Source organism: Paenibacillus sp. FSL R5-0928, from assembly GCF_037970385.1.
In the GTDB taxonomy this organism is placed as follows: domain Bacteria; phylum Bacillota; class Bacilli; order Paenibacillales; family Paenibacillaceae; genus Paenibacillus_AQ; species Paenibacillus_AQ odorifer.
Genome location: NZ_CP150225.1, coordinates 96,656 through 119,346, shown reverse-complemented (window position 1 = coordinate 119,346; position 22,691 = coordinate 96,656). Strand labels below are relative to the sequence as shown.

Genomic DNA, 22,691 nt, shown 5'->3' with positions numbered 1-22,691 from the left:
TTTTTTTATAAGTTATATATTGTAGTAACAACAGGATTGCCAAACTCAAATATCACTTATCGCACAAGGGATGTAACCGTTTTATTTATTATGCTTACCCCATTCTCTTAACTCTCAATTACTGCTATAATAGTTATTAGAAACCAAAATATAATGATGTAAATGAGGGACATGGGATGAAGGATACAGGCATGATCCGGAGTTTAGACAGTCTTGGGAGAATTGTGGTTCCCGCAGAAATCCGTATGACGCGTAATATTGACATTGGTGATCCTATCGAATTTTTTGTTTTAGACGAAAAAATCATCGTCCTTAGGAAGTACACCTCGACAGAGTGTACATTTTGCAGAAGCCACGACCATGTCACCTACTATAAAGAGCAGTTTATTTGTAGCAACTGTCTAAAAGAAATTGTCGATCCTGAACGCATGTCTCAATTGCCAGAGTCACGTGAGGATTTTGTTGTTGAGGCACCTGAGCACAACACCAGCATCCGAAAGTCGAAGACAGAGGAAATGTGCCAACGTCTGGAACAAGCTATTGAAGATCATCCCTATGCCAACCAAAAAGAACTTGCAGAAATCCTCGGGATTAGCCAAGCCAGAGTGAGTCAGCTCAAACGCAAGCTTAGCAGCACAAGCAAATCATAAATTAAAAAGCTTCGACGCTCCTATTTCCGGAGGTCGAAGCTTTTTCTATATCGGATAACCCTTCTGGAGGCTCCTATACTATTCAGTCAGTGCAGCTTTAAGCTCATCTGAGGATGCATTCCACCATGCTTCATTATGAGAGATCAGAAGGGATTTGAGCGCCGACTTCTCAATGGCTCCAAGCCCTGCCACATCGATCTTGCGTTTAAGAGCTGCATCCAGCTTATTGACATGCTCGGCAAGAATTTTCCATCCGCGGCGCGCTTCTGTATCAATCCACATTTCACAGGCTGTGATTCCACCATAAAATTGAGCTTCCAATGTACGGTCTACCGCTACCCATACCACCCAAACCTGTCTTCCATTCGGTACATCTTCACGATTCATGGAAAATTTAATTCCTTTTTCCACTTTGCTCTTGGCATGCATGGCACCGATATCAATAACCGCCACATCACCATCAATAATGACAGGTGAAACGTTGTTGAGATCTATAGAGCCTGCTCCAAAGCCTTTATGTTTACTTTTAGCGTTCACAATATTTAAGGCAATCTGTTTCTTGCCCTCCGGTTGTATGTTGTCCACGAGTGCACACCCTTCCTCTTACGAATAATTTAATTTTAGCTAATAATGCGGCGATTGCAAACATATACATCCCGTAGATGCTTGTCACGGGAGGAATCACACTATGAAGTCACTGTCATTAAAGTACATCATCTTTGCGACCCTGGCCATCCTCGCGCTGCTGGGAGGAGGAATATGGGCCTTTTCAGGGGATAGCTCTACAGCTTCTGTTACTAGCTTTGCTTCAAAAGAGGCCAAGTCCTCCAGCGGCACAGCGCCTGCAGCCCTACCACAGCAGGTATTGCCTGAGAGCGCGCCCGTCCCGGCAGAGGAGGCTTTAAGCCAGCGGGTAGTCGAGTATCACATTGATGTCCAGCTTGTTCCTGACACAGAAACCTTAAAAGCTTCTGAGACAGTAACCTGGACACACCCCGGAGTAAAGCCAGTAAGTGATTTATATTTTCACATGTATCCAAATGCATTTGCCTCATCAGATACCACCTTTATGAAGGAATCCGGGGGGACGCTCAGAGGCGACAGTATGCCTGAGAATGGCTTCGGAAATATGACGCTGACCGATCTGCGCACGACAGAAGGAACTTCGCTAATGCAAAGAGTGCAATATGTCCAACCTGATGACGGCAATATCAACGATAAGACGCTCCTAAAGGTACATCTTCCTCAGCCTGTTAATGGTGGGGAAAGTGTAACACTTAAGCTTCAGTATGAAGTCCAGCTTCCCAAAATCTTTGCACGCATGGGTGCTTCAGGTAACTTCGTTATGGCTGGGCAATGGTTCCCTAAGCTTAGTGTATACGAGCCGAGGGGCACACGCGGAGTTAAAGAAGAAGGCTGGGACCTGCATCAGTATCACGGAACCTCTGAGTTTTACAGTGATTTTGGCATCTTTAATGTAACGATTGCCGTCCCTTCCAACTATACGGTGGCTGCGACCGGATTTCCTGTAAAAAATGCCAAGCTCAAACAAGATCAGAAAATATATCAGTTCTACGCCGATGATGTCCACGATTTCGCTTGGGCCGCTTCCCCTGATTTTACAGTAGCTGAGGAAGCCTTCTCTACGCCGGAGGTGCCTGGAGTACGAATTAAGGTGTATCTCGACCCACTACACAAAGATTTAAAAGAGCGTTACCTTCAGGCTGCCAAGGCTGCCCTGACCTACTTCAGCAAATGGTATGGTCCTTATCCCTACTCTACGCTGTCTATTGTCGTCCCACCTAAGGAGGGCAACGGTGCTGGAGGAATGGAATACCCTACCCTTATTACAGCCTTTGGGGCCGCGGATTCTTCTCCAGATACCTCACTTGAAAGAACCGTCATTCATGAAATCGGCCATCAATACTTCTACGGTATGATAGCCAGTAATGAATTCGAGGAGGCCTGGCTGGATGAAAGCTTCACTTCCTATGCCGAAGACAGACTTATGGAGCAAGAATACGGTATCAAGTCTAATTTGCCTTTACAGGCCAGCCTGGTAACTATACCTGAGCCGTTAAATCTGGAAACGTGGAAATATGCAGGGGCGGATTCCTATAGCCGAAATGTTTATATCCGCGGCAAGCTTGTACTTAAAGATATCGAACGCCAGGTAGGTACCAAAGCAATGAACAACATCATGTCCTCCTACGCTCGTAAGTTCCGTTTCGAGCATCCTGCTACGTCAGATTTTCAGAAAGTCGTTGAGAAGGTAACCAAAAAATCATGGCAGGCCTATTTCGATGATTACATTTATGGTGATGGAGCGCCTGACTTCTCAGTAGATACGATTACTTTTAAAAAAAATAACAGCGGCGATGCCCCAAGCTACGAATCATTAGTGAAGATTTCAAACAAAGGGAGCCATTACGTTGATGTTCCCGTGAAATTCACATTCGCCGACAGCTCTTCGGTGCAGCGGGTCTGGAACGGTGAAGGAGCAGAGACTACGTTTCAATTGTTAAGCGATAAGCCTCTTCTCTCTGCTGAGATTGACCCTGAACATTCCATCTTATTGGAGAGCAAACATCTAAACAACTTTAGGCTGGCGGAAATAGAGCCCAAGACGCTCTCTCGCTGGACATTAAGTGTAACTAAACTACTTGAAACCGTGCTCGGAACTCTTGTCTGGTGAGGTGAATGATTGTGAGAACATCGATAACCCGCGGCTGGCAAAGCATGAAGGAGCAATTTTATATTTTAATTCTGCTCTTCATCTACCGACTGCTCTGGGGCTACTTTATGTATGGTTTCATCCGATCTGCTATTATTCCAATTCTACTGCGCTATCCGGATAAAGACGCCGGAGGCAGCGGTATGGGCAGACTGTTGTATTATATCGAGGGACAGTTCAGCTTGAATACGGACCCTGCGATACGCACTTGGTTATGGATGCTTCTGGCGCTTGTTGTCTTGCGACTTCTGCTTTCCCCTTTCATAAGGGCAGGATTGCTGCATGAGCTCCACCAGGAGCGAAAGGGCGAGCGTGGACTGTTCTTTTTCCCTGGCATGAAGATCTATGGACTACCTGTCTTAGTCTTTAGCCTAATCGAATGGGTGCTGACCCTGCTGCCGCTTTACTGGCTTGCTCCAAAAATGTACGGGCTGTTCTTATCCTCTTTGTTTAACTACGCTTTGTTACTTCATTTAGTACCATACGTATTGGCATGGCTTATATATATTTTTATCGTGCGCCTGTTTCTTCTATATATGCAGTTTGGTTACACCGGCGGTACAGGAATGTTCTCCTCACTGATCATCTGCTTGCGGTCACTGATTCCTGCTATAGGTGTTTCCATTGTACTTGGGGCGGGAGGCCTGCTCTTACTGCTAGTGTGCGGACTGACGGGTCTGTTCTGTCCCGGCCTACCGGCACTTATAATACGGCAAATCTCACCACTACCTTCTACGCTCTTAAAAATGTGGGGAATCTCTGCACAATATCATCTATGGCGTAGCAAAGCATTTCCACAATAAATCAACCTTATTTGACATAATAAAAAGGTCCCAATTCCTGTATTCAGGAGCTGGGACTTTTTCTCATTACGGATAACTTAAGAGTATTTGCAAAATCGTAAAAGCTCTGTTACAATAAGTCCTGTGCTATTAGTAACAATTTTGTAATCAATTGAAACGATTCCTACATAACTAAATGTATTTATCGTAAGTGTAACTGTCGAAACGTCATTCTCTGGTGCTTAACACGCCTAATTCCTTTGCACCGGGAAGTGGGGGAACCATATTTTGGGTGAATTGATCTCGCTTTACAGGGATCATAGGGAATCTTCTACCGAACCCTTAAGCTAACCTCGCAGGCCTTGGAAGGAGTACATCTTTTGAAAAGACATAATTTAAGAAAAAAATGCGTCGCTGCGGCGCTAGGACTTGTAATGGCATTATCTATTGGTGGAGGAAGCGCCTTTGCCGACTCTAAAATGGACTCTGTAATCTCAAAGACTATTGGAGTTGCCTATAAAACCGGAGGTACAAGCACTGCCGGATTTGATTGCTCTGGATTTACAAAGTATGTATTCAAGAATGTGGGTCTTACTTTACCTCGTACATCAAAAGCTCAATATAGCGTTGGAACTGCTGTATCCAAAAGCAATCTGCGTTCTGGTGATCTAGTGTTCTTTAACACACTTGGCAATGGAGTATCCCATGTCGGCATTTATGTTGGAAACGGAAAATTCGCACAATCGTCCTCTTCGCGTGGAGTGACCATCACTTCACTCAGTCAGGCCTACTGGGCCAATCGTTATGTTGGCGCTAAAAGAGTAATGAGTACTTCAGCTTATCAAGCTGTAGCCTTCGATTGAAACCTTCCTCACAACTATAACCTCACAATTACAACTATATGAACCTGAATCTGATTATGCCCGTAATCAAATTCGGGTTTTTCTTTATTCCATAATATATTTTTACACTATTAGAGCCCAATTGAAACACGTTTATTTGATAAAAATTGCAATTATATTAAAAATTAGGTCATTATTAACGCTTACATATGCCTTTCTACCGTAAAAATTCCAATTTTTCTGCATTAATATGTTAAAAACGATTGCCAAGCGGCTTTCTGTTTGTTACAATTAGCGCAGTGAGATTTTAGTAACATTTTTGTAATCATTAAGTTGTTATTTACAAAGGTTTTGTCATGTATTGATTACAAGCTAATCCTAATCAACAGTATGAGCCGAGTTTCCTAACTATTAGGAAAACGGGGGAACCAACTTTGGGTGAATTGACCTCCATTATATAGAGGGGTCATAGGGGACCTTCAACCGAACCCTTAAGCTAACCTCGTAGGCATTTGGAAGGGGTATACACTTTTGAAGAAGAAGTTAGCAGCAGCAGTACTAAGCTTTTCCATCATCCTCACCATCGGAGCAGGAAGCGCTTTCGCAGATTCCAAAATGGATAAAGTGATTGACAAGGCCATCGGTACTAAATACGTATCCGGCGGTATATCCACTAACGGATTTGATTGCTCCGGATTTACAATGTATGTGTTTGATAAGATTGGCATTAACCTTCCACACCAATCAGGTTCCCAATATCAAATGGGCACAGCAATCTCCCGTGATGATATAAGAGCCGGAGATCTTGTATTCTTCAATACAAGTGGCAAAGGTGTCTCCCATGTCGGCATTTATGTCGGTGAAGGTAAGTTCGCACACGCTTCTACCTCACGCGGTGTTACGATTAGCTCTCTGAGTGATAGCTACTACGTGAAACGCTACGTTGGTGCCAAGCGCATTATGAGCACAGACGCTTACCAATCGGTTGCTGCTGAATCGGAAGACAATGATGATGTGCAATAAATAACGTACATAGGCTCTTTTCCAAGGTACTCTTGGAGGAGAGCTTGTTTTTTTGTCTTATTACTTATTTACCCCTCTCATAATTTGTAAAACATTCCCCCTCATATAAAGTTTCTGAGTCGAACCTCCCCCATTTTGTATATAATTAGTAATATAGCAATGTCCTCGTGAAAGGAGATCGTTGACCTTATGATAAATCCCTCGGTAACTTTTCATGTTGTTCCTATGGAGGCAATTCACGGAGAAGCTATTTGTAAGTGGAGCTATACGCCCCCATATAATATTTATGGCTGGATGCCGTGGGAGCAGATGCAGGCTCTTGGCATCGAGTTTGGTGATCCGCAGCTCCGGGAGGAACAATATATCTCCATATTAAATGAAAATGAGGTTTTGTGCGGATTCGCACAGTTGTTCCCGATGGAAGGAGTCGTCCGTTTAGGAGTTGGGATGCGCCCCGATCTATGCGGCCATGGTTTAGGCAAACTATTCGTAGATGCCATCGTCCAGACAGCCTTGAATCGTTATCCTGATCGTGAGATAGATCTGGAAGTCCTGACCTGGAACCAACGCGCCATTCGAACTTATCAAAAATGTGGATTTACGATTACAGATACGTATGAACGCCGCACACCTACAGGAGACAAACCTTTTTATTGCATGGTCTATGACAAATGATATTAAATACCAGATATTTCATAAGAATGATTGTATTCTCGTTCATTTTTTTGTCACAAACCCTATGATAACGCTTCACCATAAGCTATAATGTAGGGAGCAGCTTACATAGAAGGGACGAATTGGGATGCAGAAATGGATCATGAGCGGTTTGTTTTTTGCCGCCTGTGCCTTTGCGGTAGTACTCATGTTTACACTTCCGGGTAAAGAAGAGGTAGCAGAAGAAAATAAGCCCACGATGCCGGTAGTTCAACTGGACGCGGCAAAGGCAGAAGCAACCGTGAAAGCCAGCTGTATCACCTGTCACGGCGATCAGCTTCAAGGTGGAGTTGGACCAAGTCTTCAGAATGAAGGCGGTCAGCATGACGCTGAGGAAATCTACAGCATCGTCACCAAAGGACGTGGCCAAATGCCTTCCTTTAAGGAGAAGCTAGCTCCTGAAGAGATCGCCAACGTCGCACTCTGGCTCTCAGAGAAAAAGTAACCAGCCAAGCAACCAAAAACGCCCGTGTATGAGATAGGTGACTATCTGTGCACGGGCGTTTATTTTATGATTTTGGCTAAACTAATGATTTTTTTCAAAGGCTTCATTAAATTCATGCGCCTCTCGAAGATCTAGAGCTGTAATCCCATCTTCTTCATTAGATTTCAGGCGCAGGGTAACTGTTTTATAATCAATCGTAATATGTGGATGGTGATCGAAGGCTTCTGAAATCGTGGCTACTTCATCAACGAACGCAATGCCCTTCATATATTGGCTGAACATATATTTTCGCACCATAACATTATCTTCCAGTTTCCAGCCCTCCAGCTTGGTGATCTCCTCACGCAGTTCCTCTTCCGTAAATAACAATTCGTTTCCTCCCTTACAAAAAATTGCAGTAAAGTGCGTAGTTCCCTTTACTTGTCTTAGGCGTTAAACAAAACATCCCTTAGCTTCTGAGGTCCAAGGGATGTGCCAGGATAAAGGCGATATTTTCGATTAAATGTATTCACAAATCCCAGCGATTATAACTCGGCTTTATCAATTTTAACACGGGCTACTAACTACGGGCAAATTAAGTCCAGACGTCTCCTCTGCCTAAATCAAAACTACTGAAGCCAAATCCTCTTCGCCAACTAAAATATTAATGCGGTGAGTGTCCTTATCGTAAATAATTACGCCGCTCCCCACTTCAATCATAGGTTCATTACCCAGCGCGAAGAAAAGATCCTCAGCCAATGCTTCCCATACCTCCAGCTTTGATTCTTGGGGTAGTTCCTGCCACTCGTCCGGATCCATCTCAAAAAATAAATATCCATCGGAAATTCGTCCGACGGCTTCGGTCAAATCGGTTAGAATTTCACCGTAATCTCTACCATGCTTTACACCCACGTATATCACTCCGTTTTCTTCACAGATGAATAATTACTTACCTTATCCATTATAGCCGAAAAAATGACTTCACAAAAAACCGAATGATGTCGATAAATAAGAATATACGTTAATTCGGTTTCGCACAGAGTGCCCTGCCGCTGTTTCAAGGATGATATACGCGGCATTGTCGGAACACATCTTAAATCTCACGGACGAGGTGCAAAATGGAAATTTCAACAATAATTGGTTTAATTTTTGGTTTGGTTGCTGTAATCTGGGGCATGATCCTCAAGCACGCTCCACTTCATGCTTTGGCCACACCCGCTGCTTACGTTATTATCTTGGTGGGTACGGCAGCTTCTATTTTCATGGCCTTTCCTTTCAACGAGGTCAAAAAGATTCCAAGTCTGTTCAAAATGATTTTTATCAAAAAGAAATTAATCAGTAAACCCGAATTAATCACTATGTTCATGGAATGGGCTTCTATCACACGGCGTGAAGGTCTGTTGGCTCTAGAATCAAAGGTCGATGAAATAGAAGATAACTTCCTCAGAAACGGCATGCGGATGATTATTGATGGAAATGATCAGGATTTTGTCCGCGATGTCCTCATGGAGGATATCCACGCCACAGAGGATAGACATAAAGCAGGAGCCCTCATTTTCTCACAGGCAGGTATGTATGCTCCTACCCTCGGGGTGCTCGGGGCGGTTATCGGTCTCATCGCCGCTCTGGCTGATATGAGTGATATGAACAAACTGGCTGCGGCAATCGGGGCTGCCTTCATCGCCACATTGCTTGGTATCTTTACAGGTTACGTATTATGGCATCCTATTGCTAATAAGCTGAAACGTCTCTCCAAACAAGAAATCGAAGTTCGAATGATGATGGTCGAAGGTCTTTTGTCCATACAGTCCGGTGTATCTACTATTGCCATCAATCAGAAGCTTGCTGTATTCCTAACACCTTCGCAACGCGTTAAGTTAAATGAGAAGGACGGTGGATCAGGTGAGCAAAAAGACTAGACACGAAGAGCATGAAGAACATGCCGATGAATCGTGGCTGTTACCATACTCCGACCTCATGACTCTTCTGGTGGCTCTGTTCATCGTTATGTATTCTATGAGTGCAACGGATGCCAAGAAATTTGAAGAGATGAGTCAGGCCTTCAGTTCCGCACTTAATGGCGGTACAGGTATTCTTGAAGAGCGGGCAGCAATGCCTAGTAAGACTCAAGAAGATCTAGGGAAAAATGATAAGATGGGTAGCTCTACTTCCAAGAAAGCTGAAGAAGCAGAAATGGCAAAGCTACGACAAAAGGAACAAGAGGATTTAGAGAAGCTTAAGAAACAATTCGATCAATATATTAAGAGCAACGGCCTAACTGATCTGCTCAGTACGAAGCTTAATCAATCTCAGCTAATGATTACGATCAGTGATAACGCATTGTTCGCTTCTGGCCAAGCCATTGTTAAGGATGATTCGCGGCAATTAGCTAAATCCATCTCAACGATGCTGCAGCAATTCCCGGATTATGATGTAGTAGTGCAGGGGCACACCGACGATATTCCGATTTCTAATAGCAACTATTCATCCAACTGGGATCTGAGTGCGGATCGGGCACTTCAGTTCATGAAGATTTTGCTGCAGAACACGAATTTAAATCCACGCAAATTTAGTGCGATTGGATACGGCGAGTATCATCCTATTTCCGATAATGACACAGCTACCGGTCGAAGCAAGAATCGCCGGGTAGAGGTTTCCATTATTCGAAAATATCAAGAAACCAAAGAGTTTACAGGGATTGTTCCCTCTGCTGAATAAGTGATTTCGTAAGGTAATAAAAAGAGCTGTCCAAAGGTCTTAGACCCCGGACAGCTCTTTTTTTGTTGCAGTACTACATTCTATATGGAACTGTATTATTGTAATGACACTCCTACAGTAACTCGTAGTTCAGCGTAGCTCCAAGCTCTTTCTTCTCATCAGCAGACAGCTCACGCCATTCTCCCGTTTGCAATGCCCCCAGGCGAATATTCATAATCCGAATGCGTTGCAGCTTTCGAACCTCATACCCAAAAGCGCTGCACATACGACGAATCTGGCGATTTTTGCCCTCTGTCAAAATAATACGGAAGACACGCTCCGTAATACGCGTTACCTCACAGGGCAGCGTCTTCTCGCCTAATATTTTCACACCGCTGGACATGCCGGTAATAAAAGAAGGCGTAATGGGTCTGTCCACGGTAACCACGTATTCTTTTTCATGCCGGCCTTCCGCCCGCAAAATTTTATTAACGATGTCGCCATCATTGGTAAGCAGGATTAATCCTTCCGAATCCTTATCGAGACGACCAATCGGGAATATACGCTCATGATGACCTACAAAATCGACAATATTCCCCTTGATATGCTGTTCTGTGGTTGATGTAATCCCTACCGGCTTGTTTAGAGCAATGTAGACCGTCTGGCTTGAGGTTTCAAGCGCTATACCATCTATTCGCACATCATCGCCCGGAACAGCCTGACTGCCCAGCACAGCAGGCTCTCCGTTGATCGTAACTCTGCCGGCATCCACAAGCTTGTCTGCTTCTCGGCGTGAACAGTACCCTGTCTCACTGATGAATTTATTAATTCTCACGTTGTTCTTCACTCCGTTCATCCTTAATGTTAAGCCAAGGTGTACCCCCTCCAGCTGCAGGCAGCTTAATCATAACGGTTGTCCCCCGGCCAACTTCACTTTGTATTTCCAAATGACCCTTATGAGCCTGAATAATACGCTGGCTAATCATTAACCCAAGACCAGTCCCCGATTCCTTATTCGTGAAGAACGGTTCACCCAGCTTAGGCAGCACGTCCTCTGGAATCCCTTCACCCTGATCTTTGATTACTATAAAGACGCAATCCACAGAGTTCCACAGTTCCATTGAAATGACGCCACCCTCAGGCATAGCCTCAATTGCATTTTTAACAATATTAATGAATACCTGCTTCAGCTGGTTCTCTTCACAATGTACAGTAGCAGGTTGTTCAGAGAATTTCGTACTAAATTGAATATCATGTAGATGAGCCAGACTATCCAATAGAGAAACTACATCACCTAATATGTAGCGAAGATCTTTTTCCTGAAAATGAACGGCTTGCGGCTTAGCCAGGATTAAAAATTCACTGACAATAAGATTAATCCGCTCCAGCTCGGATAACATCAGCTCTACATGAAGCGGAACCAAGAGCTCCTTCTCCTGTTGAAGCTGTAGAAATCCTTTTAATGTGGTAAGAGGGTTACGAATCTCATGAGCTACTCCTGCGGCCAATTGGCCGACTGTAGTTAGTTTCTCAGAGCGTCTAAGCAGCTCCTCCATTCGATTGCGTTCCGTCATATCACGAGAAACGTGAATAAAGGAATGGGGGTAACCCTCTTCATCTCGAATTATCGAGGTACTAACGCTAACCTCAACTAATGATCCGTCCCGTTTAAGTCTCACTGTCTCGATCGGCGGCAGAACTGCACCATTTCTTAACGCGTCAAGCCGCTCTTCCTCTTGCTTAAGCGCTGTCGCGGGTACAAGATATGGCATATTGCCTATCACTTCTGTTGCACTCCATCCATACAGCTCCTCAAAGGCCCTGTTAGTGCTAGTGATTCGTCCCTCCATATCCAACGTATGAATCGCATCAGACGTACCGTTAATTACGGATTCCAAATGTTCCTTAACCGCCCGGTTCTCTTCTAGCGTCTGCTTGAGACGATTGGTGCGTTGCATAAGATGAGAAGTCATAGCGTTAATCCGCAAGGCTAATTGACCTAACTCATCACGAGAGGTTACCTTTAATGGAGGTTCGAACTTACCTCGCGCTACATCATTGACTTTGGCAAGTATAGCCTGAATTGGACGAGTAATAAAACCTGAAAGTATGTAACTACATAGCAAAAATAATGCCAGCAACAACAGAGACGTAGTCAAATAATTGGCTAATTGTTCATGAACTACGGATGAAATCACAGAATAATCCAAAACTACACCGATTACGTAAGGCTCCATTTTAGGATTCTGAATAGGAATGAAGCTTTTGAGCACTCTTTTCCCATGTACCCTCGTCTCCAGTGTAACTGGCTTCTGCTTCTGCTGAGCTAATAGAATGGCCGCTTTATCTTGCTCCACATTACCATAAGTATAGGTACCGAACTTAATTGGGCGGTTGCCAAGTTTCTTTTTAAATGCATCGCTTCCATCGCCCGCCATACTCGCTAAACCAAATGTTGTTGGATTAAATCCTGTAAGCTCTAAAATCCCTGGATTAACTTCTTTGGTTCGCTCTACAATTTGATCGGGATTGGTGATTTTGACATATTCACTAGCCGCAGTATTGAGAATAACAGGATTAATGATGTAGTTACTTGCTTCATCATGATAATAACCCCACTTCTCAATGAAATCGGGATTGTAGGTTGAATATTCAAATGGGCCTGACCAAAAATGATCCAATGCCTGACCTTGTCCCACAGTGACTTCCTGATTATCAAATAACTCCAAAAGGGCAAGGTACCAGTAACCCCAACCTTGAGTGGACATTCCAATATCAATCGGATTTGATGCCCTTGTCACCACGATATCATTATCAGTCTTTACCAGAATTGAAATATTAGACACGCCCAACTTGGAAGTTAGGGCCTTTAGTTGAACGTTGGTTATATTCTTATAATCCGGACCCAATTCCTTAGAGGCAAAGATGGCAGCCATTCTTAAGTTATGCGCGATTTGATATTCTACATAGTTAGAGCTATAGTTACTTTGTTCTACAGAAACAGCCATTTGCATAGCGGTGATCTGCATATTATTTACGTTTTCATTTCTTAGATTATTCTGAGCGGCATAAAGGTTAAATGTCAGATTCAATGCTAAAATTAGCAGTACCGCTCCAAAAATAATAGCAGATAGTTTTGTCTTTATGGACAAACTGTTATTCACCTCTTATCCACTGGTAAATCCTTGCGGAGCCTATAATAAACATCATACCTTTTGCCCCCTCATTTGAAAAGGACATTTAAAACAAGCCTATTAATTCACCAAATATTGAAATTCAAAAGGTGTTTCTCTACAATATATAAGAAACCATCCACATCTTATGCACATATAAACAAATTATTAAAGTCCGGTGTGTACAAAAATGTGTATAAGTAGGCTGTTATCCACAGAGTTATGCACATTTTGTTAAGAACGAATATTTGTTCGTTGTACAATGGTTATAGAAGAAGGGAAGATGATCTTGAATATTAAAGCCAGTGAATCGCCAGAAGATATACAAGCGGTTCATGAATATTGGATGAGGCAGGCGATCGCAGAAGCACGTAAAGCTGAGGCATTAGGTGAGGTTCCTATTGGCGCTGTCATTGTTCGACATGGTGAAATTATAGGACGTGGATACAATTTACGAGAAACGACAATGGATTCGACAGCCCATGCTGAGATGGTAGCCATTCGTGAGGCCAGCAATGTCATAAATTCTTGGCGTCTGCTGGATTGCCAGCTGTACGTCACCCTAGAACCTTGTCCGATGTGTGCAGGAGCAATAGTGCAGTCCAGAGTGCCTCTCACGGTATATGGAACGCCTGACCCTAAAGCTGGATGTGCCGGCACCCTCATGAACTTGCTTGAAGAGCCGCGATTTAATCATAGAACTGAGGTAATACAGGGTGTTTTACAAGAAGAATGTGCAGATCTACTCACCTCCTTCTTTCGCCGTTTACGTAAAAAGCCAATAAAACAAAAGGAGGACTCCTAAATGACCCTTACTCTATATCATACCTCTCAAGGCATCTATATTTCTCCACTTGAGCTTAAGGATGCACAGAGCCTGCTGGAGCTTCGTTTAAATAACCGGGTAACCCATGAACCGTTTGAGCCAAAACGTGATGAGCACTTCTTTACCCTGGAGAGTCAACAACAGATCATCAATCAGCGTATTGAGGACGCCCTACAGGACAGAGCTTATATGTTCGGCATTTATCTGCTGGATGGACAGCTAATCGGACAGATCACATTGTCCAACGTCTCACGAGGTATAGCACAATATGCTGATTTAGGATATTTAATGGATCATCGGATGCAAGGACAAGGTTATATGACAGCAGCAGTCGGATTAGTCCTCGGCTATGCGTTCCGGGCCTTAGGTCTACATAGAGTTCAAGCAGCTATTTTATTGCATAATGAAGCTTCCCGAAGAGTCCTGGAGAAGAGTGGGTTCAAACCTGAAGGGATCGCCCGTCAGTATCTTAAAATAAATGGACAGTGGCAGGATCACCAAACCTACGCAATCTTAACCGAAGATGTGCTGACTGAGGAACGGAAATAAGATTCTGCATTGTCGCAGGAATGAGTGCTACTTTTTTTCCTAAAAAAAGACCCGCATGGGCGTATAATATACGCATCATGCGGGTCTTAATCTTGCTAACTGGGATTAATAAGTTCCCATACCACCGAATTCTTCTCCAAGTTGATCCATTGTAATTACATCATCACCTTGAGGGATACCAATCTTGAATACCGGCTTCTCGTTGATTTTACTGTATTGGCCCGTTCCATTTACTGAGAAGGCCACTTTTGTGCCATCTTCCGGATCATTTACTTTAACATCCATCAATAAATCCTGATACACAGCGTATCCATCTTTATCGATCGCAGTATTATAGTGGAACTGGTTGATGGTAAGGTACTTATCAAGATCAGCTAAGCCCTTATCCAATTCAGTTCTAGCTTCACCTGATGTCAGTTCTTCTTTAGCCTTAGCTAGATCTGCATCTTTAATCTGCAGCATATCCTTGTATTCTTCCTTGCTTACGATATCAATGATTTTAGGCAGGGCGTTATTCACCAAGATAGTGATTGCTTCTTTAACATTATCGTTAGTCACTTGGAACTGAACGACTTGTTTAGCTTCCACACCTTCTGGTAAATTAGCATCTTTGGGATCAATCTCGTTAAAATATTTTTCTTCGTCATATTCAGCTAGGACAGTGTCCACCACTTCATTAGACAGCTTCTGCATTTTTTGAGTATCCATCGTACTTGGGTTAAATTCTGCACCCTCCTGCTCTGCCAACGCCTTCAGATCAACCTCTACAAACTTATTGAGGATCGTCTCAGGAATCGGTACGAAAGGAATAGATGGAATCTTAACATACAACTTCTCGGCAGTCATTACCATAGGAACATTAAAGCTCATGCTCATATCGCCTTTCAGATTCAGAACCATAGTTAGTTCTGTCTGCATTGGCTCAGCTTGATATACCCCATCAATGGTAATATCAGCATTCTTAAGCATACTAAGTACCTGTGTAGTCATTGCAGCAGATTCAGCGTCAGAAGTCTCGATCGTAAGATCGTTGATCGTGAATTTACTCTTCATCTCATAAGATGACATTGTAGTCGCTTTAGTAGCGGCTGATTTTAAGGCCTCTTTTGGCGCCTCCTGTTTACTTGCACATCCCGGCAGAATTACTGCTGCTGTAAGCAGCAATGCAGCGGCCGACAAACCCCACTTTTTGTTCATTATTGTTCTCCTCTCCCATTGTAAAAGAAATCTCTCCCCCTCCTATGATAAACCATTTGTAAAAATCAAGAAACACTTCTTTAAAATTCTTAACGTTTTTATTTGTTAACCTTGTGGATTATGGTGGTCAACATGGTTCGCTTGTTTCACCTTTTTAGAACCTGAAAGCGGTTCTGGACCTGAAGGAGCATGGTCTTTTCTCCGCTCACCACTTGTTGGCTCTGCCCCAGGAACAGGGATACTTTTTGGTTTCGACATTTTCATTCCTCCTAAGGATTGGTCAAGTTCTGAAGAGCCTGAGCACATTCATGAATTTGCCGTGAGTATTGCTGTGCCAACTGCTGTACGGCATCACTACGCTCATCAATATGGAGACCGCTCTGTTCCACATCCAGCAGATCCACTGCCACTTCTCTGCTATCTACATACTTGCAGCGAAAATCCAGTGAATAGCCTTGATGACCTGCCGCATTAAAATGAATCAGCAAGCTATTCGGATCCCCATTATCTGCCAGCACACTGAAACTATCCCCATCATCCATCAACGCCGGCAAACGCTCCTGCCAGGCTGAGACAAGCTTATGCTGATCAACTTCTAATGATCTATCCATGATTATGATCATCCTCCTTCTCTAATACATTGCGGAGAAATGAAGCTTTTTATTCTCAATAGAACTAGGTCTACCAAACAAAACAAAAAAACCGTCCCCCAGAGGGAACGGTTTCTATCTAATTATTCTTTAAGTTCATAAAGGAATGGCGGAGAGGATGGGATTCGAACCCATGTGGGCTTGCACCCTAACGGTTTTCAAGACCGCCCCGTTATGACCGCTTCGGTACCTCTCCAAATGCATTTAAATTTCACATGCATTAGGATTGTACCATACAATGCAAAGAAAAAGCAACTATATCTTTAAATAGTTTTTGGTTGTATCGATTTTACATTGCGCATATAAGGTTGTAGGCATTCTGGAATCAGAACACTGCCATCCTCTTGCTGATAATTCTCAAGAATTGCAGCAACCGTACGTCCAACAGCCAAAGCAGAGCCGTTCAGCGTATGAACAAATTCAGGCTTCGATTTTGGATCCTTACGGAAACGAATATTTGCCCGGCGTGCTTGGAAGTCTTCTGTATTTGAGCAAGAGGAGATCTCACGGTACATCCCACTCTCAGGCAACCACACTTCCAAATCGTACGTCTTAGCCGATGTAAAGCCCATATCAGCCGTACATAACCCAAGTACACGATAAGGCAGTCCTAACAGCTGCAGCACACGTTCAGCGTCTGCTGTCATTTTTTCTAATTCCTCATAAGAGGATTCAGGGGTGGTGAGCTTCACCAACTCTACCTTGTTGAATTGATGCTGGCGAATCAAACCGCGAGTATCACGGCCCGCCGAGCCCGCCTCAGAACGGAAACAAGAGCTGTAAGCTACATGGTATTTAGGCAGGTCAGCTGCCGTCAAAATCTCTTCGCGATAGTAGTTCGTTACCGGTACTTCAGCTGTAGGAATCAAATAGTATTCGGTATCCCGCAGCTTGAACAGATCCTCTTCGAATTTAGGCAGTTGTCCTGTACCATACAGGCTGTCTTTGTTCACAATGTAAGGCGGCAGCATTTCCTCATAGTTATGCTCACCACTGTGAAGATCCATCATAAAGTTAATCAGCGCCCGTTCTAGACGTGCTCCAAGTCCTTTATAGAAAACAAACCGGGATCCTGTAACCTTTGCTGCAGCTTCGAAATCAATAATATCAAGCTGCTGCGCAAGCTCCCAATGTGATTTCGGAGTGAATCCGAACTCTTTGGGCTCCGACCAGCGGCGTAATTCAACGTTATCATCCTCAGACTTCCCTACTGGAACTGAATCATGAGGAATATTAGGGATATTCATAGTAAGATCAGCAATCTGAGCTTCCAGTTCACGTACTTCATCATCAAGCTCTTTAATTCGGTCAGATACTGTACGCATTTCTGTAATTAGATCATCTGCTGGCTCGCCGTTCTTTTTCTTTTTCGCTACTTCACCCGAAACTGTATTACGACGGTTCTTAAGACCTTCGGTTTCTTGCAGTAATTCACGTCGACGCAAATCAAGTTGTGGAAAATCAGCAATTAAGTCCAGCGATTTGCCCCGTTTTTCTAAAGCCTCTTCCACTCTTGCGTAATCACTACGTAGTATTTTTACATCTAACACAATGTTTCCCTCCTGAAAACAGCCTAAACTCTTTCAAAATGCTGATTACAGCTTTGAAAGAGTCAGGATGTTCTTTATATGCAATTTTGTTGTTGGACTTCCCTATTCGCCTCTACCATATCGGCAAAATATTGGTGCAGTCTGAAATCATCGGTCAGTTCTGGATGAAAAGAAGACACCAGCAAGTTCCCTTCGCGCGCGGTTACAATCTCATCATTATAGACTGTAAGCACATCAACTCCCGGTCCTACCTCGTTGATAAGCGGTGCACGTATAAATACAGCACGAACCGGCTCATCAATGCCTTTAACCTCCAGATCACATTCAAAGCTTTCCCGTTGGCGGCCGAATGCATTCCGGGCTACGGTAATATCCATCAGCTCCAAATGCCCCGGTTCACCACCGGCAATTTTTTTGGCCAGCACGATCATACCCGCACATGTGCCAAAAATAGGCTTGCCCTGATCAGAAAAATCACGGATGGCTTCTATGAAACCATATTTCCGCATTAGCTTTCCAATCGTTGTACTTTCTCCGCCGGGGATAATCAGGCCTTCAACTTCTTCTAGCTGCTCCACACGCTTGATAGGCACGCCTTCTGCACCGGTCTTCTCTATACTAACAATATGCTCCGTAACAGCGCCTTGAAGCGCCAATACTCCTATCTTCATCCTACAACCTTCTCTCTATTAACGGCCACGCTCCGACATACGTTCAGCCGGGGTGAGAGTTGCAATATCAATCCCCTTCATTGGTGCACCAAGGTTCTTGGATACTTCAGCAATCAGTTTGTAATCAGTATAGTGTGTAGTGGCTTCAACAATCGCACGCGCAAATTTCTCAGGATTGTCCGATTTAAAAATACCCGAGCCTACGAATACACCATCAGCACCCAAATGCATCATAAGAGCAGCATCGGCAGGAGTAGCTACACCCCCAGCGGCAAAGTTAACAACCGGCAGTTTGCCAAGCTCATGCACTTCGAGCAACAGCTCGTAGGAAACTCCCAGGTTCTTCGCTTCATTATATAGCTCGTCCTTGGACAAATTCGTTACTTTACGGATTTGACTGTTGATAAAGCGCATGTGACGCACGGCCTCAACAATGTTGCCTGTTCCTGGTTCACCTTTTGTACGGATCATGGAGGCACCTTCGTTAATACGTCTCAGTGCTTCTCCCAGATCCTTCGCTCCACATACAAAAGGAACGGTGAACTCATGTTTATCAATATGGAATACTTCATCAGCAGGAGTAAGAACTTCACTCTCATCCAAGTAATCAACACCCAAAGATTCTAGAACTTTCGCTTCTACATAATGGCCGATACGAGCCTTAGCCATAACAGGGATACTTACCACTTTGAGAACCTCTTCTACAATTGTAGGATCGGCCATCCGTGCTACACCGCCAGCTGCACGAATGTCAGAAGGTACGCGTTCCAGAGCCATAACAGCAACTGCACCAGCAGCCTCAGCAATTTTTGCTTGCTCTGCATTCATGACGTCCATAATGACGCCGCCTTTTTGCATTTCTGCCATGCCTCTTTTAACTCGCGATGTACCTGTTTCCATGTCCTAACCCCCCGAATGATCTATCTTAATCTAACTTGTAATTTTACCCCAATGAAGGGAAATCTACAACCCATTTACTCGGATTTACTGCTGATTTCGACACCAAACTGCATTAGAACAAGTTCTTGATCCCTGAAAATAAATCGCCGAAGAAATCGCCAATCGCTCTAAGGAACAACTTGAACCAGCCAGCTTTCTCAGCTTCCTCTACAGTGATCAGATTAACTGTTTTCTCCTGTGCCGCTTGCATGCCTTCAGCCTTGTAGGAATAAGTAACTTTACCTACTTTAGAGGACTGAGCAATAGGAGCAACCAAAGTTGCAGGGTCATTTGTTACAACAGTTGTAGTAACTTCAGGAGAAACAGTTCCCTTAGGAACAATGAAAGAAACTCCTTCATCAGTAACTATAGAAACATCTTTATTCTTGCCTTTCAGTACCGGAACTGTTTCCGTGCCAGCAATAACAGCCTTCGGAGCTACAACCTGTTTAATTTCAAAGTTGTTAAATCCGTAGTCGAGCACTTTTTTTGTTTCTGTGAATCGATGTGCCTCCGAGTTAGCACCCATAACAACACTGATTAGACGCATTCCATCACGCACAGCAGTACCGGTAAAGCAGTTACCTGCATTTGTGGTATGGCCAGTCTTCAGTCCATCTAGACCTGGATAAGCATATGCCTTAAAGTTGGGAATACTTTTGTTAGCTTCCAGCATCCAGTTGTAGTTAATGATCGGCGCTGTATCCCGATCACGGAATTTATAAGACTGAATCGTTGTAAATTCAGTGAAGTCCGGGTGGTCAGTAACTATAAATTTAGCAAGAGTAGCTGCATCTCTAGCTGACATTACAGTCTCTTTATCAAGATCAGGACGGAATTTCTTCGGCATGTCTGCCCGATCAAGTCCAGTTGAGTTAATAAAATAGGTATTTTTCATGCCCATCTTCTGTGCAGTCTGATTCATTAGTTCTACGAATTGTTCTTCTGAACCCGATACCAATTCTGCCAAAGCAACTGTGGCATCATTCGCCGATCCTACGGCCATCGCTATGTATAGCTCTTTAACCGTATGTTCATCTCCAGCTGCCAGAAAAATTCGTGATCCGACCTGTTTGGAAGCATTCTCTTGAATGATAACTTTCTGATCCCAAGAGATGTCTCCTTTTTTCACGGCATCAGATACAAGATATTCAGTCATCATCTTGGTCATACTCGCAGGTGGGAGTGGTGTATCTGGATTTAGAGCCATAAGTACTTGGCCTGTAGTTGGTTCTATTAGAATAGCAGAACTCAATTCCAAGTTAAGAGATTCCACAGAAGGGATCTTAACTGCGTTGGTCTTGGGTGCAGTTTCAGTAGTAGTTGCGGCACCTTCGGTTGTAACCGGAGTTTTGCCCGCTTCAGCCAATGCTGGAATTACTGGGTTCATTAACATATTTAAAAGCAGACCTACAGTCGCTGTCTTAATTACAATTTGCTTACCATTAAATTTTCGTTTGTGCTTCAATGATTACGACTCTCCTTTAAATCTCATATCAATAGCTTGTTCTATTCTAACACAGGGGTACCCGCAAAAAAAGACAGACAGGACGAAATAGTCCTGTCTGTCCAAAAAATAATACGGTTAGTCCATTATACGGAATAGTTTGGTGCTTCTTTTGTAATTTGCACATCATGCGGGTGGCTCTCACGAAGTCCAGCACTTGTGATGCGAATGAATGAAGTATCGTTACGCAGTTCTTCCAATGACTTCGTACCGCAATAGCCCATACCTGAGCGCAATCCGCCGATCAATTGATGAACAGTGTCAGAAAGAGGCCCTTTAAAAGCAATACGTCCCTCAATTCCTTCAGGAACGAGCTTTTTATCATCATCTTGGAAATAACGGTCTTTACTTCCTTGTTTCATGGCACTCATGCTGCCCATACCACGATATACTTTAAATTTACGGCCTTGATAAAGCTCAGATTCCCCTGGGCTTTCTTCTGTACCCGCAAACATACTTCCCATCATTACAGCATGAGCACCAGCTGCGATAGCCTTTGTGATCTCCCCAGAATACTTAATACCGCCATCAGCGATAATAGGAATTCCATACTCACGAGCAACTGTCGCACAATCATAAATGGCTGTAACCTGAGGTACGCCGATACCAGCGATAACGCGTGTTGTACAGATCGATCCTGGTCCAATACCTACTTTAACTACAGATGCACCAGCTTCAATAAGTTCACGGGTTGCTTCGCCTGTAGCTACGTTACCAGCAACAATCGTAAGATCAGGATACAACTCACGAATTTGGCGAACCGCTTCAATAATATTAATGTGGTGACCATGTGCAGAATCGACGACGATCAGATCCACACCAGCTTTTACTAATGCTGCAGTACGTTCGAACGTGTCTTTAGAGATACCAACAGCTGCTCCAACAAGTAGACGGCCATGTGCATCTTTGGCTCCGTTAGGGAATTGAATAGCTTTTTCAATATCCTTAATGGTGATGAGACCCTTAAGAATATTATTCTCGTCCACAAGGGGAAGCTTCTCGATCTTATGACGTTGCAGGATACCTTCTGCTTCCTGAAGGGTTGTACCCACAGCAGCTGTTACAAGATTCTCATGTGTCATAACTTCTTTAATCTGAATATTGAAATCATGAATAAAGCGTAAGTCTCTATTAGTTAGAATACCGACAAGTTTATTGTCACTGTCTACAATCGGCACTCCGGAAATGCGATATTTACCCATTAAAAGCTCTGCATCAGATACCATGTGTTCTGCCGTAAGTGAGAATGGATTCGTAATAACTCCGCTCTCGGAACGCTTCACACGATCTACTTCTTCCGCTTGCTGCTCTACAGGCATATTCTTGTGTATAATCCCGATGCCACCCTCACGAGCAATTGCAATGGCCATGGCTGCTTCTGTGACTGTGTCCATACCTGCACTCATAAGTGGAATATTCAACTTCACATTCTTACTTAGAACTGTGGTCAAATCCACTTCTTTAGGCAGTACCTCAGATTTACGCGGAACCAGCAGCACATCATCAAAAGTTAGACCTTCTTTACCAAACTTATCTTTCCACACCTGGGTCATTCCTCCTCGGTTGTTTTAAATTATACCCGCCTACAAACTTTATGAAAGAAGAACCTTTGACTCCAGTCCATTCACGACAGACAATTCTGTACATCTGGGGGCTGAACAAGTGTAGATCTTCAATTAAGGTTTGAGATGCTTATCCAAAAATATATTATTGCCATCTTAGCAAAGGGCATTTGGACTGTCAAGAACATTACATCATCAGAG

The 22,691-nt window shown here is 43.6% G+C and carries 24 protein-coding genes, 1 tRNA gene and 2 riboswitches; of the genes, 11 read left to right on the top strand and 14 right to left on the bottom strand.

The features are described 5' to 3' along the window. Positions 1–176 precede the first annotated feature (176 nt). On the top strand, positions 177–650 hold the full coding sequence (locus MKZ16_RS00565; protein ID WP_076106037.1) for an AbrB/MazE/SpoVT family DNA-binding domain-containing protein: 474 nt from the start codon (positions 177–179) through the stop codon (positions 648–650). A 78-nt stretch (positions 651–728) separates the two neighbouring features. Here MKZ16_RS00565 and MKZ16_RS00560 read toward each other — a convergent pair whose 3' ends face one another. Then, the gene (locus MKZ16_RS00560) at positions 729–1,235 is read right to left on the bottom strand and encodes a YwhD family protein (protein ID WP_036679953.1); all 507 of its coding nucleotides are present in this window, start codon (positions 1,233–1,235) and stop codon (positions 729–731) included. A 103-nt stretch (positions 1,236–1,338) separates the two neighbouring features. On the opposite strand from MKZ16_RS00560, the gene MKZ16_RS00555 reads away from it, so the two are divergent. The 6 genes from MKZ16_RS00555 (at position 1,339) to MKZ16_RS00530 (ending at position 7,190) form a co-directional block, all read left to right on the top strand. Beyond that, positions 1,339–3,345, top strand: a complete 2,007-nt coding sequence (locus MKZ16_RS00555; protein WP_076106039.1) for a M1 family aminopeptidase — start codon at positions 1,339–1,341, stop codon at positions 3,343–3,345. A gap of 11 nt (positions 3,346–3,356) precedes the next feature. Next, a complete protein-coding gene (locus MKZ16_RS00550) occupies positions 3,357–4,187 on the top strand; it encodes a hypothetical protein (RefSeq protein ID WP_036679984.1) in 831 nt (276 codons plus the stop codon). A gap of 217 nt (positions 4,188–4,404) precedes the next feature. Next, a riboswitch (cyclic di-AMP (ydaO/yuaA leader) is annotated at positions 4,405–4,543 on the top strand. A gap of 57 nt (positions 4,544–4,600) precedes the next feature. Next, on the top strand, positions 4,601–5,029 hold the full coding sequence (locus MKZ16_RS00545) for a C40 family peptidase (RefSeq protein WP_052097401.1): 429 nt from the start codon (positions 4,601–4,603) through the stop codon (positions 5,027–5,029). A gap of 362 nt (positions 5,030–5,391) precedes the next feature. Then, a riboswitch (cyclic di-AMP (ydaO/yuaA leader) is annotated at positions 5,392–5,534 on the top strand. A gap of 44 nt (positions 5,535–5,578) precedes the next feature. Further along, positions 5,579–6,031, top strand: a complete 453-nt coding sequence (locus MKZ16_RS00540) for a C40 family peptidase (protein WP_232061490.1) — start codon at positions 5,579–5,581, stop codon at positions 6,029–6,031. A gap of 189 nt (positions 6,032–6,220) precedes the next feature. Continuing rightward, positions 6,221–6,706, top strand: a complete 486-nt coding sequence (locus MKZ16_RS00535) for a GNAT family N-acetyltransferase (protein ID WP_036679960.1) — start codon at positions 6,221–6,223, stop codon at positions 6,704–6,706. A 127-nt stretch (positions 6,707–6,833) separates the two neighbouring features. Then, positions 6,834–7,190, top strand: coding sequence for a cytochrome c (locus MKZ16_RS00530; RefSeq protein WP_036679962.1), 357 nt, complete (start codon positions 6,834–6,836; stop codon positions 7,188–7,190). 81 nt (positions 7,191–7,271) lie between these two features. On the opposite strand, the gene MKZ16_RS00525 is transcribed toward MKZ16_RS00530, so the two are convergent. Beyond that, entirely contained in the window at positions 7,272–7,559 is a 288-nt protein-coding gene (locus tag MKZ16_RS00525) for a 4a-hydroxytetrahydrobiopterin dehydratase (RefSeq protein ID WP_036679964.1), read from the bottom strand. Between the two features lie 228 nt (positions 7,560–7,787). Then, positions 7,788–8,081, bottom strand: coding sequence for a hypothetical protein (locus tag MKZ16_RS00520; protein ID WP_036679966.1), 294 nt, complete (start codon positions 8,079–8,081; stop codon positions 7,788–7,790). Positions 8,082–8,287: 206 nt separating this feature from the next. Between MKZ16_RS00520 and motA the strand changes: the two genes are divergently transcribed. Beyond that, positions 8,288–9,088, top strand: a complete 801-nt coding sequence (gene motA / locus MKZ16_RS00515; RefSeq protein ID WP_036679967.1) for a flagellar motor stator protein MotA — start codon at positions 8,288–8,290, stop codon at positions 9,086–9,088. Continuing rightward, positions 9,072–9,887, top strand: coding sequence for a flagellar motor protein MotB (gene motB / locus MKZ16_RS00510; RefSeq protein WP_036679969.1), 816 nt, complete (start codon positions 9,072–9,074; stop codon positions 9,885–9,887). The genes motA and motB overlap by 17 nt, the downstream gene beginning before the upstream one ends. A 112-nt stretch (positions 9,888–9,999) precedes the next feature. On the opposite strand, the gene rluF is transcribed toward motB, so the two are convergent. After that, positions 10,000–10,701, bottom strand: a complete 702-nt coding sequence (gene rluF, locus MKZ16_RS00505) for a 23S rRNA pseudouridine(2604) synthase RluF (RefSeq protein ID WP_036679985.1) — start codon at positions 10,699–10,701, stop codon at positions 10,000–10,002. Further along, positions 10,691–13,018: a sensor histidine kinase gene (locus tag MKZ16_RS00500; RefSeq protein WP_076106040.1), complete on the bottom strand. Its 2,328-nt coding sequence runs from the start codon at positions 13,016–13,018 to the stop codon at positions 10,691–10,693. Before MKZ16_RS00500 ends, rluF begins: the two co-directional genes overlap by 11 nt. A gap of 304 nt (positions 13,019–13,322) precedes the next feature. Here MKZ16_RS00500 and tadA point away from each other — a divergent pair, with 304 nt between their 5' ends. Both tadA and MKZ16_RS00490 read left to right on the top strand, forming a co-directional pair. Next, positions 13,323–13,844 (top strand): tRNA adenosine(34) deaminase TadA, encoded by a 522-nt coding sequence (gene tadA / locus MKZ16_RS00495; RefSeq protein WP_051491099.1) that lies wholly within the window; start codon positions 13,323–13,325, stop codon positions 13,842–13,844. Further along, positions 13,845–14,414, top strand: a complete 570-nt coding sequence (locus MKZ16_RS00490; protein ID WP_036679973.1) for a GNAT family protein — start codon at positions 13,845–13,847, stop codon at positions 14,412–14,414. A 105-nt stretch (positions 14,415–14,519) separates the two neighbouring features. Here MKZ16_RS00490 and MKZ16_RS00485 read toward each other — a convergent pair whose 3' ends face one another. The 9 genes from MKZ16_RS00485 to guaB form a co-directional block, all read right to left on the bottom strand. Further along, positions 14,520–15,611, bottom strand: a complete 1,092-nt coding sequence (locus MKZ16_RS00485) for a hypothetical protein (protein WP_038568046.1) — start codon at positions 15,609–15,611, stop codon at positions 14,520–14,522. 105 nt (positions 15,612–15,716) lie between these two features. Next, positions 15,717–15,869: a small acid-soluble spore protein P gene (locus MKZ16_RS00480; protein ID WP_036679976.1), complete on the bottom strand. Its 153-nt coding sequence runs from the start codon at positions 15,867–15,869 to the stop codon at positions 15,717–15,719. 11 nt (positions 15,870–15,880) lie between these two features. Continuing rightward, complete coding sequence (locus MKZ16_RS00475; RefSeq protein ID WP_036679977.1) at positions 15,881–16,222, bottom strand: hypothetical protein; 342 nt, start codon at positions 16,220–16,222, stop codon at positions 15,881–15,883. 146 nt (positions 16,223–16,368) lie between these two features. Further along, positions 16,369–16,457 (bottom strand) — tRNA-Ser (locus MKZ16_RS00470). A gap of 67 nt (positions 16,458–16,524) precedes the next feature. Next, complete coding sequence (serS, locus tag MKZ16_RS00465) at positions 16,525–17,811, bottom strand: serine--tRNA ligase (RefSeq protein WP_076100088.1); 1,287 nt, start codon at positions 17,809–17,811, stop codon at positions 16,525–16,527. Between the two features lie 74 nt (positions 17,812–17,885). Next, positions 17,886–18,482: a pyridoxal 5'-phosphate synthase glutaminase subunit PdxT gene (gene pdxT / locus MKZ16_RS00460; RefSeq protein ID WP_036679979.1), complete on the bottom strand. Its 597-nt coding sequence runs from the start codon at positions 18,480–18,482 to the stop codon at positions 17,886–17,888. A gap of 18 nt (positions 18,483–18,500) precedes the next feature. Beyond that, positions 18,501–19,382, bottom strand: a complete 882-nt coding sequence (gene pdxS, locus MKZ16_RS00455) for a pyridoxal 5'-phosphate synthase lyase subunit PdxS (RefSeq protein ID WP_036679980.1) — start codon at positions 19,380–19,382, stop codon at positions 18,501–18,503. 112 nt (positions 19,383–19,494) lie between these two features. Next, positions 19,495–20,889, bottom strand: a complete 1,395-nt coding sequence (locus tag MKZ16_RS00450) for a D-alanyl-D-alanine carboxypeptidase family protein (RefSeq protein ID WP_036679981.1) — start codon at positions 20,887–20,889, stop codon at positions 19,495–19,497. A 125-nt stretch (positions 20,890–21,014) separates the two neighbouring features. Beyond that, positions 21,015–22,472, bottom strand: coding sequence for an IMP dehydrogenase (guaB, locus tag MKZ16_RS00445; RefSeq protein WP_036679982.1), 1,458 nt, complete (start codon positions 22,470–22,472; stop codon positions 21,015–21,017). Positions 22,473–22,691: the final 219 nt, after the last annotated feature.

Excerpts from the sequence above, each read along its gene's own strand:
- MKZ16_RS00555 (WP_076106039.1), top strand. The coding sequence starts at position 1,339 with ATGAAGTCACTGTCATTAAAGTACATCATCTTTGCGACCCTGGCCATC.
- MKZ16_RS00530 (WP_036679962.1), top strand. The coding sequence starts at position 6,834 with ATGCAGAAATGGATCATGAGCGGTTTGTTTTTTGCCGCCTGTGCCTTT.
- pdxS (WP_036679980.1), bottom strand. The coding sequence starts at position 19,382 with ATGGAAACAGGTACATCGCGAGTTAAAAGAGGCATGGCAGAAATGCAA.
- MKZ16_RS00485 (WP_038568046.1), bottom strand. The coding sequence starts at position 15,611 with ATGAACAAAAAGTGGGGTTTGTCGGCCGCTGCATTGCTGCTTACAGCA.
- MKZ16_RS00490 (WP_036679973.1), top strand. The coding sequence starts at position 13,845 with ATGACCCTTACTCTATATCATACCTCTCAAGGCATCTATATTTCTCCA.
- tadA (WP_051491099.1), top strand. The coding sequence starts at position 13,323 with ATGATCTTGAATATTAAAGCCAGTGAATCGCCAGAAGATATACAAGCG.
- pdxT (WP_036679979.1), bottom strand. The coding sequence starts at position 18,482 with ATGAAGATAGGAGTATTGGCGCTTCAAGGCGCTGTTACGGAGCATATT.
- MKZ16_RS00535 (WP_036679960.1), top strand. The coding sequence starts at position 6,221 with ATGATAAATCCCTCGGTAACTTTTCATGTTGTTCCTATGGAGGCAATT.
- MKZ16_RS00475 (WP_036679977.1), bottom strand. The coding sequence starts at position 16,222 with ATGGATAGATCATTAGAAGTTGATCAGCATAAGCTTGTCTCAGCCTGG.
- MKZ16_RS00545 (WP_052097401.1), top strand. The coding sequence starts at position 4,601 with ATGGCATTATCTATTGGTGGAGGAAGCGCCTTTGCCGACTCTAAAATG.
- MKZ16_RS00565 (WP_076106037.1), top strand. The coding sequence starts at position 177 with ATGAAGGATACAGGCATGATCCGGAGTTTAGACAGTCTTGGGAGAATT.
- motA (WP_036679967.1), top strand. The coding sequence starts at position 8,288 with ATGGAAATTTCAACAATAATTGGTTTAATTTTTGGTTTGGTTGCTGTA.
- MKZ16_RS00480 (WP_036679976.1), bottom strand. The coding sequence starts at position 15,869 with ATGTCGAAACCAAAAAGTATCCCTGTTCCTGGGGCAGAGCCAACAAGT.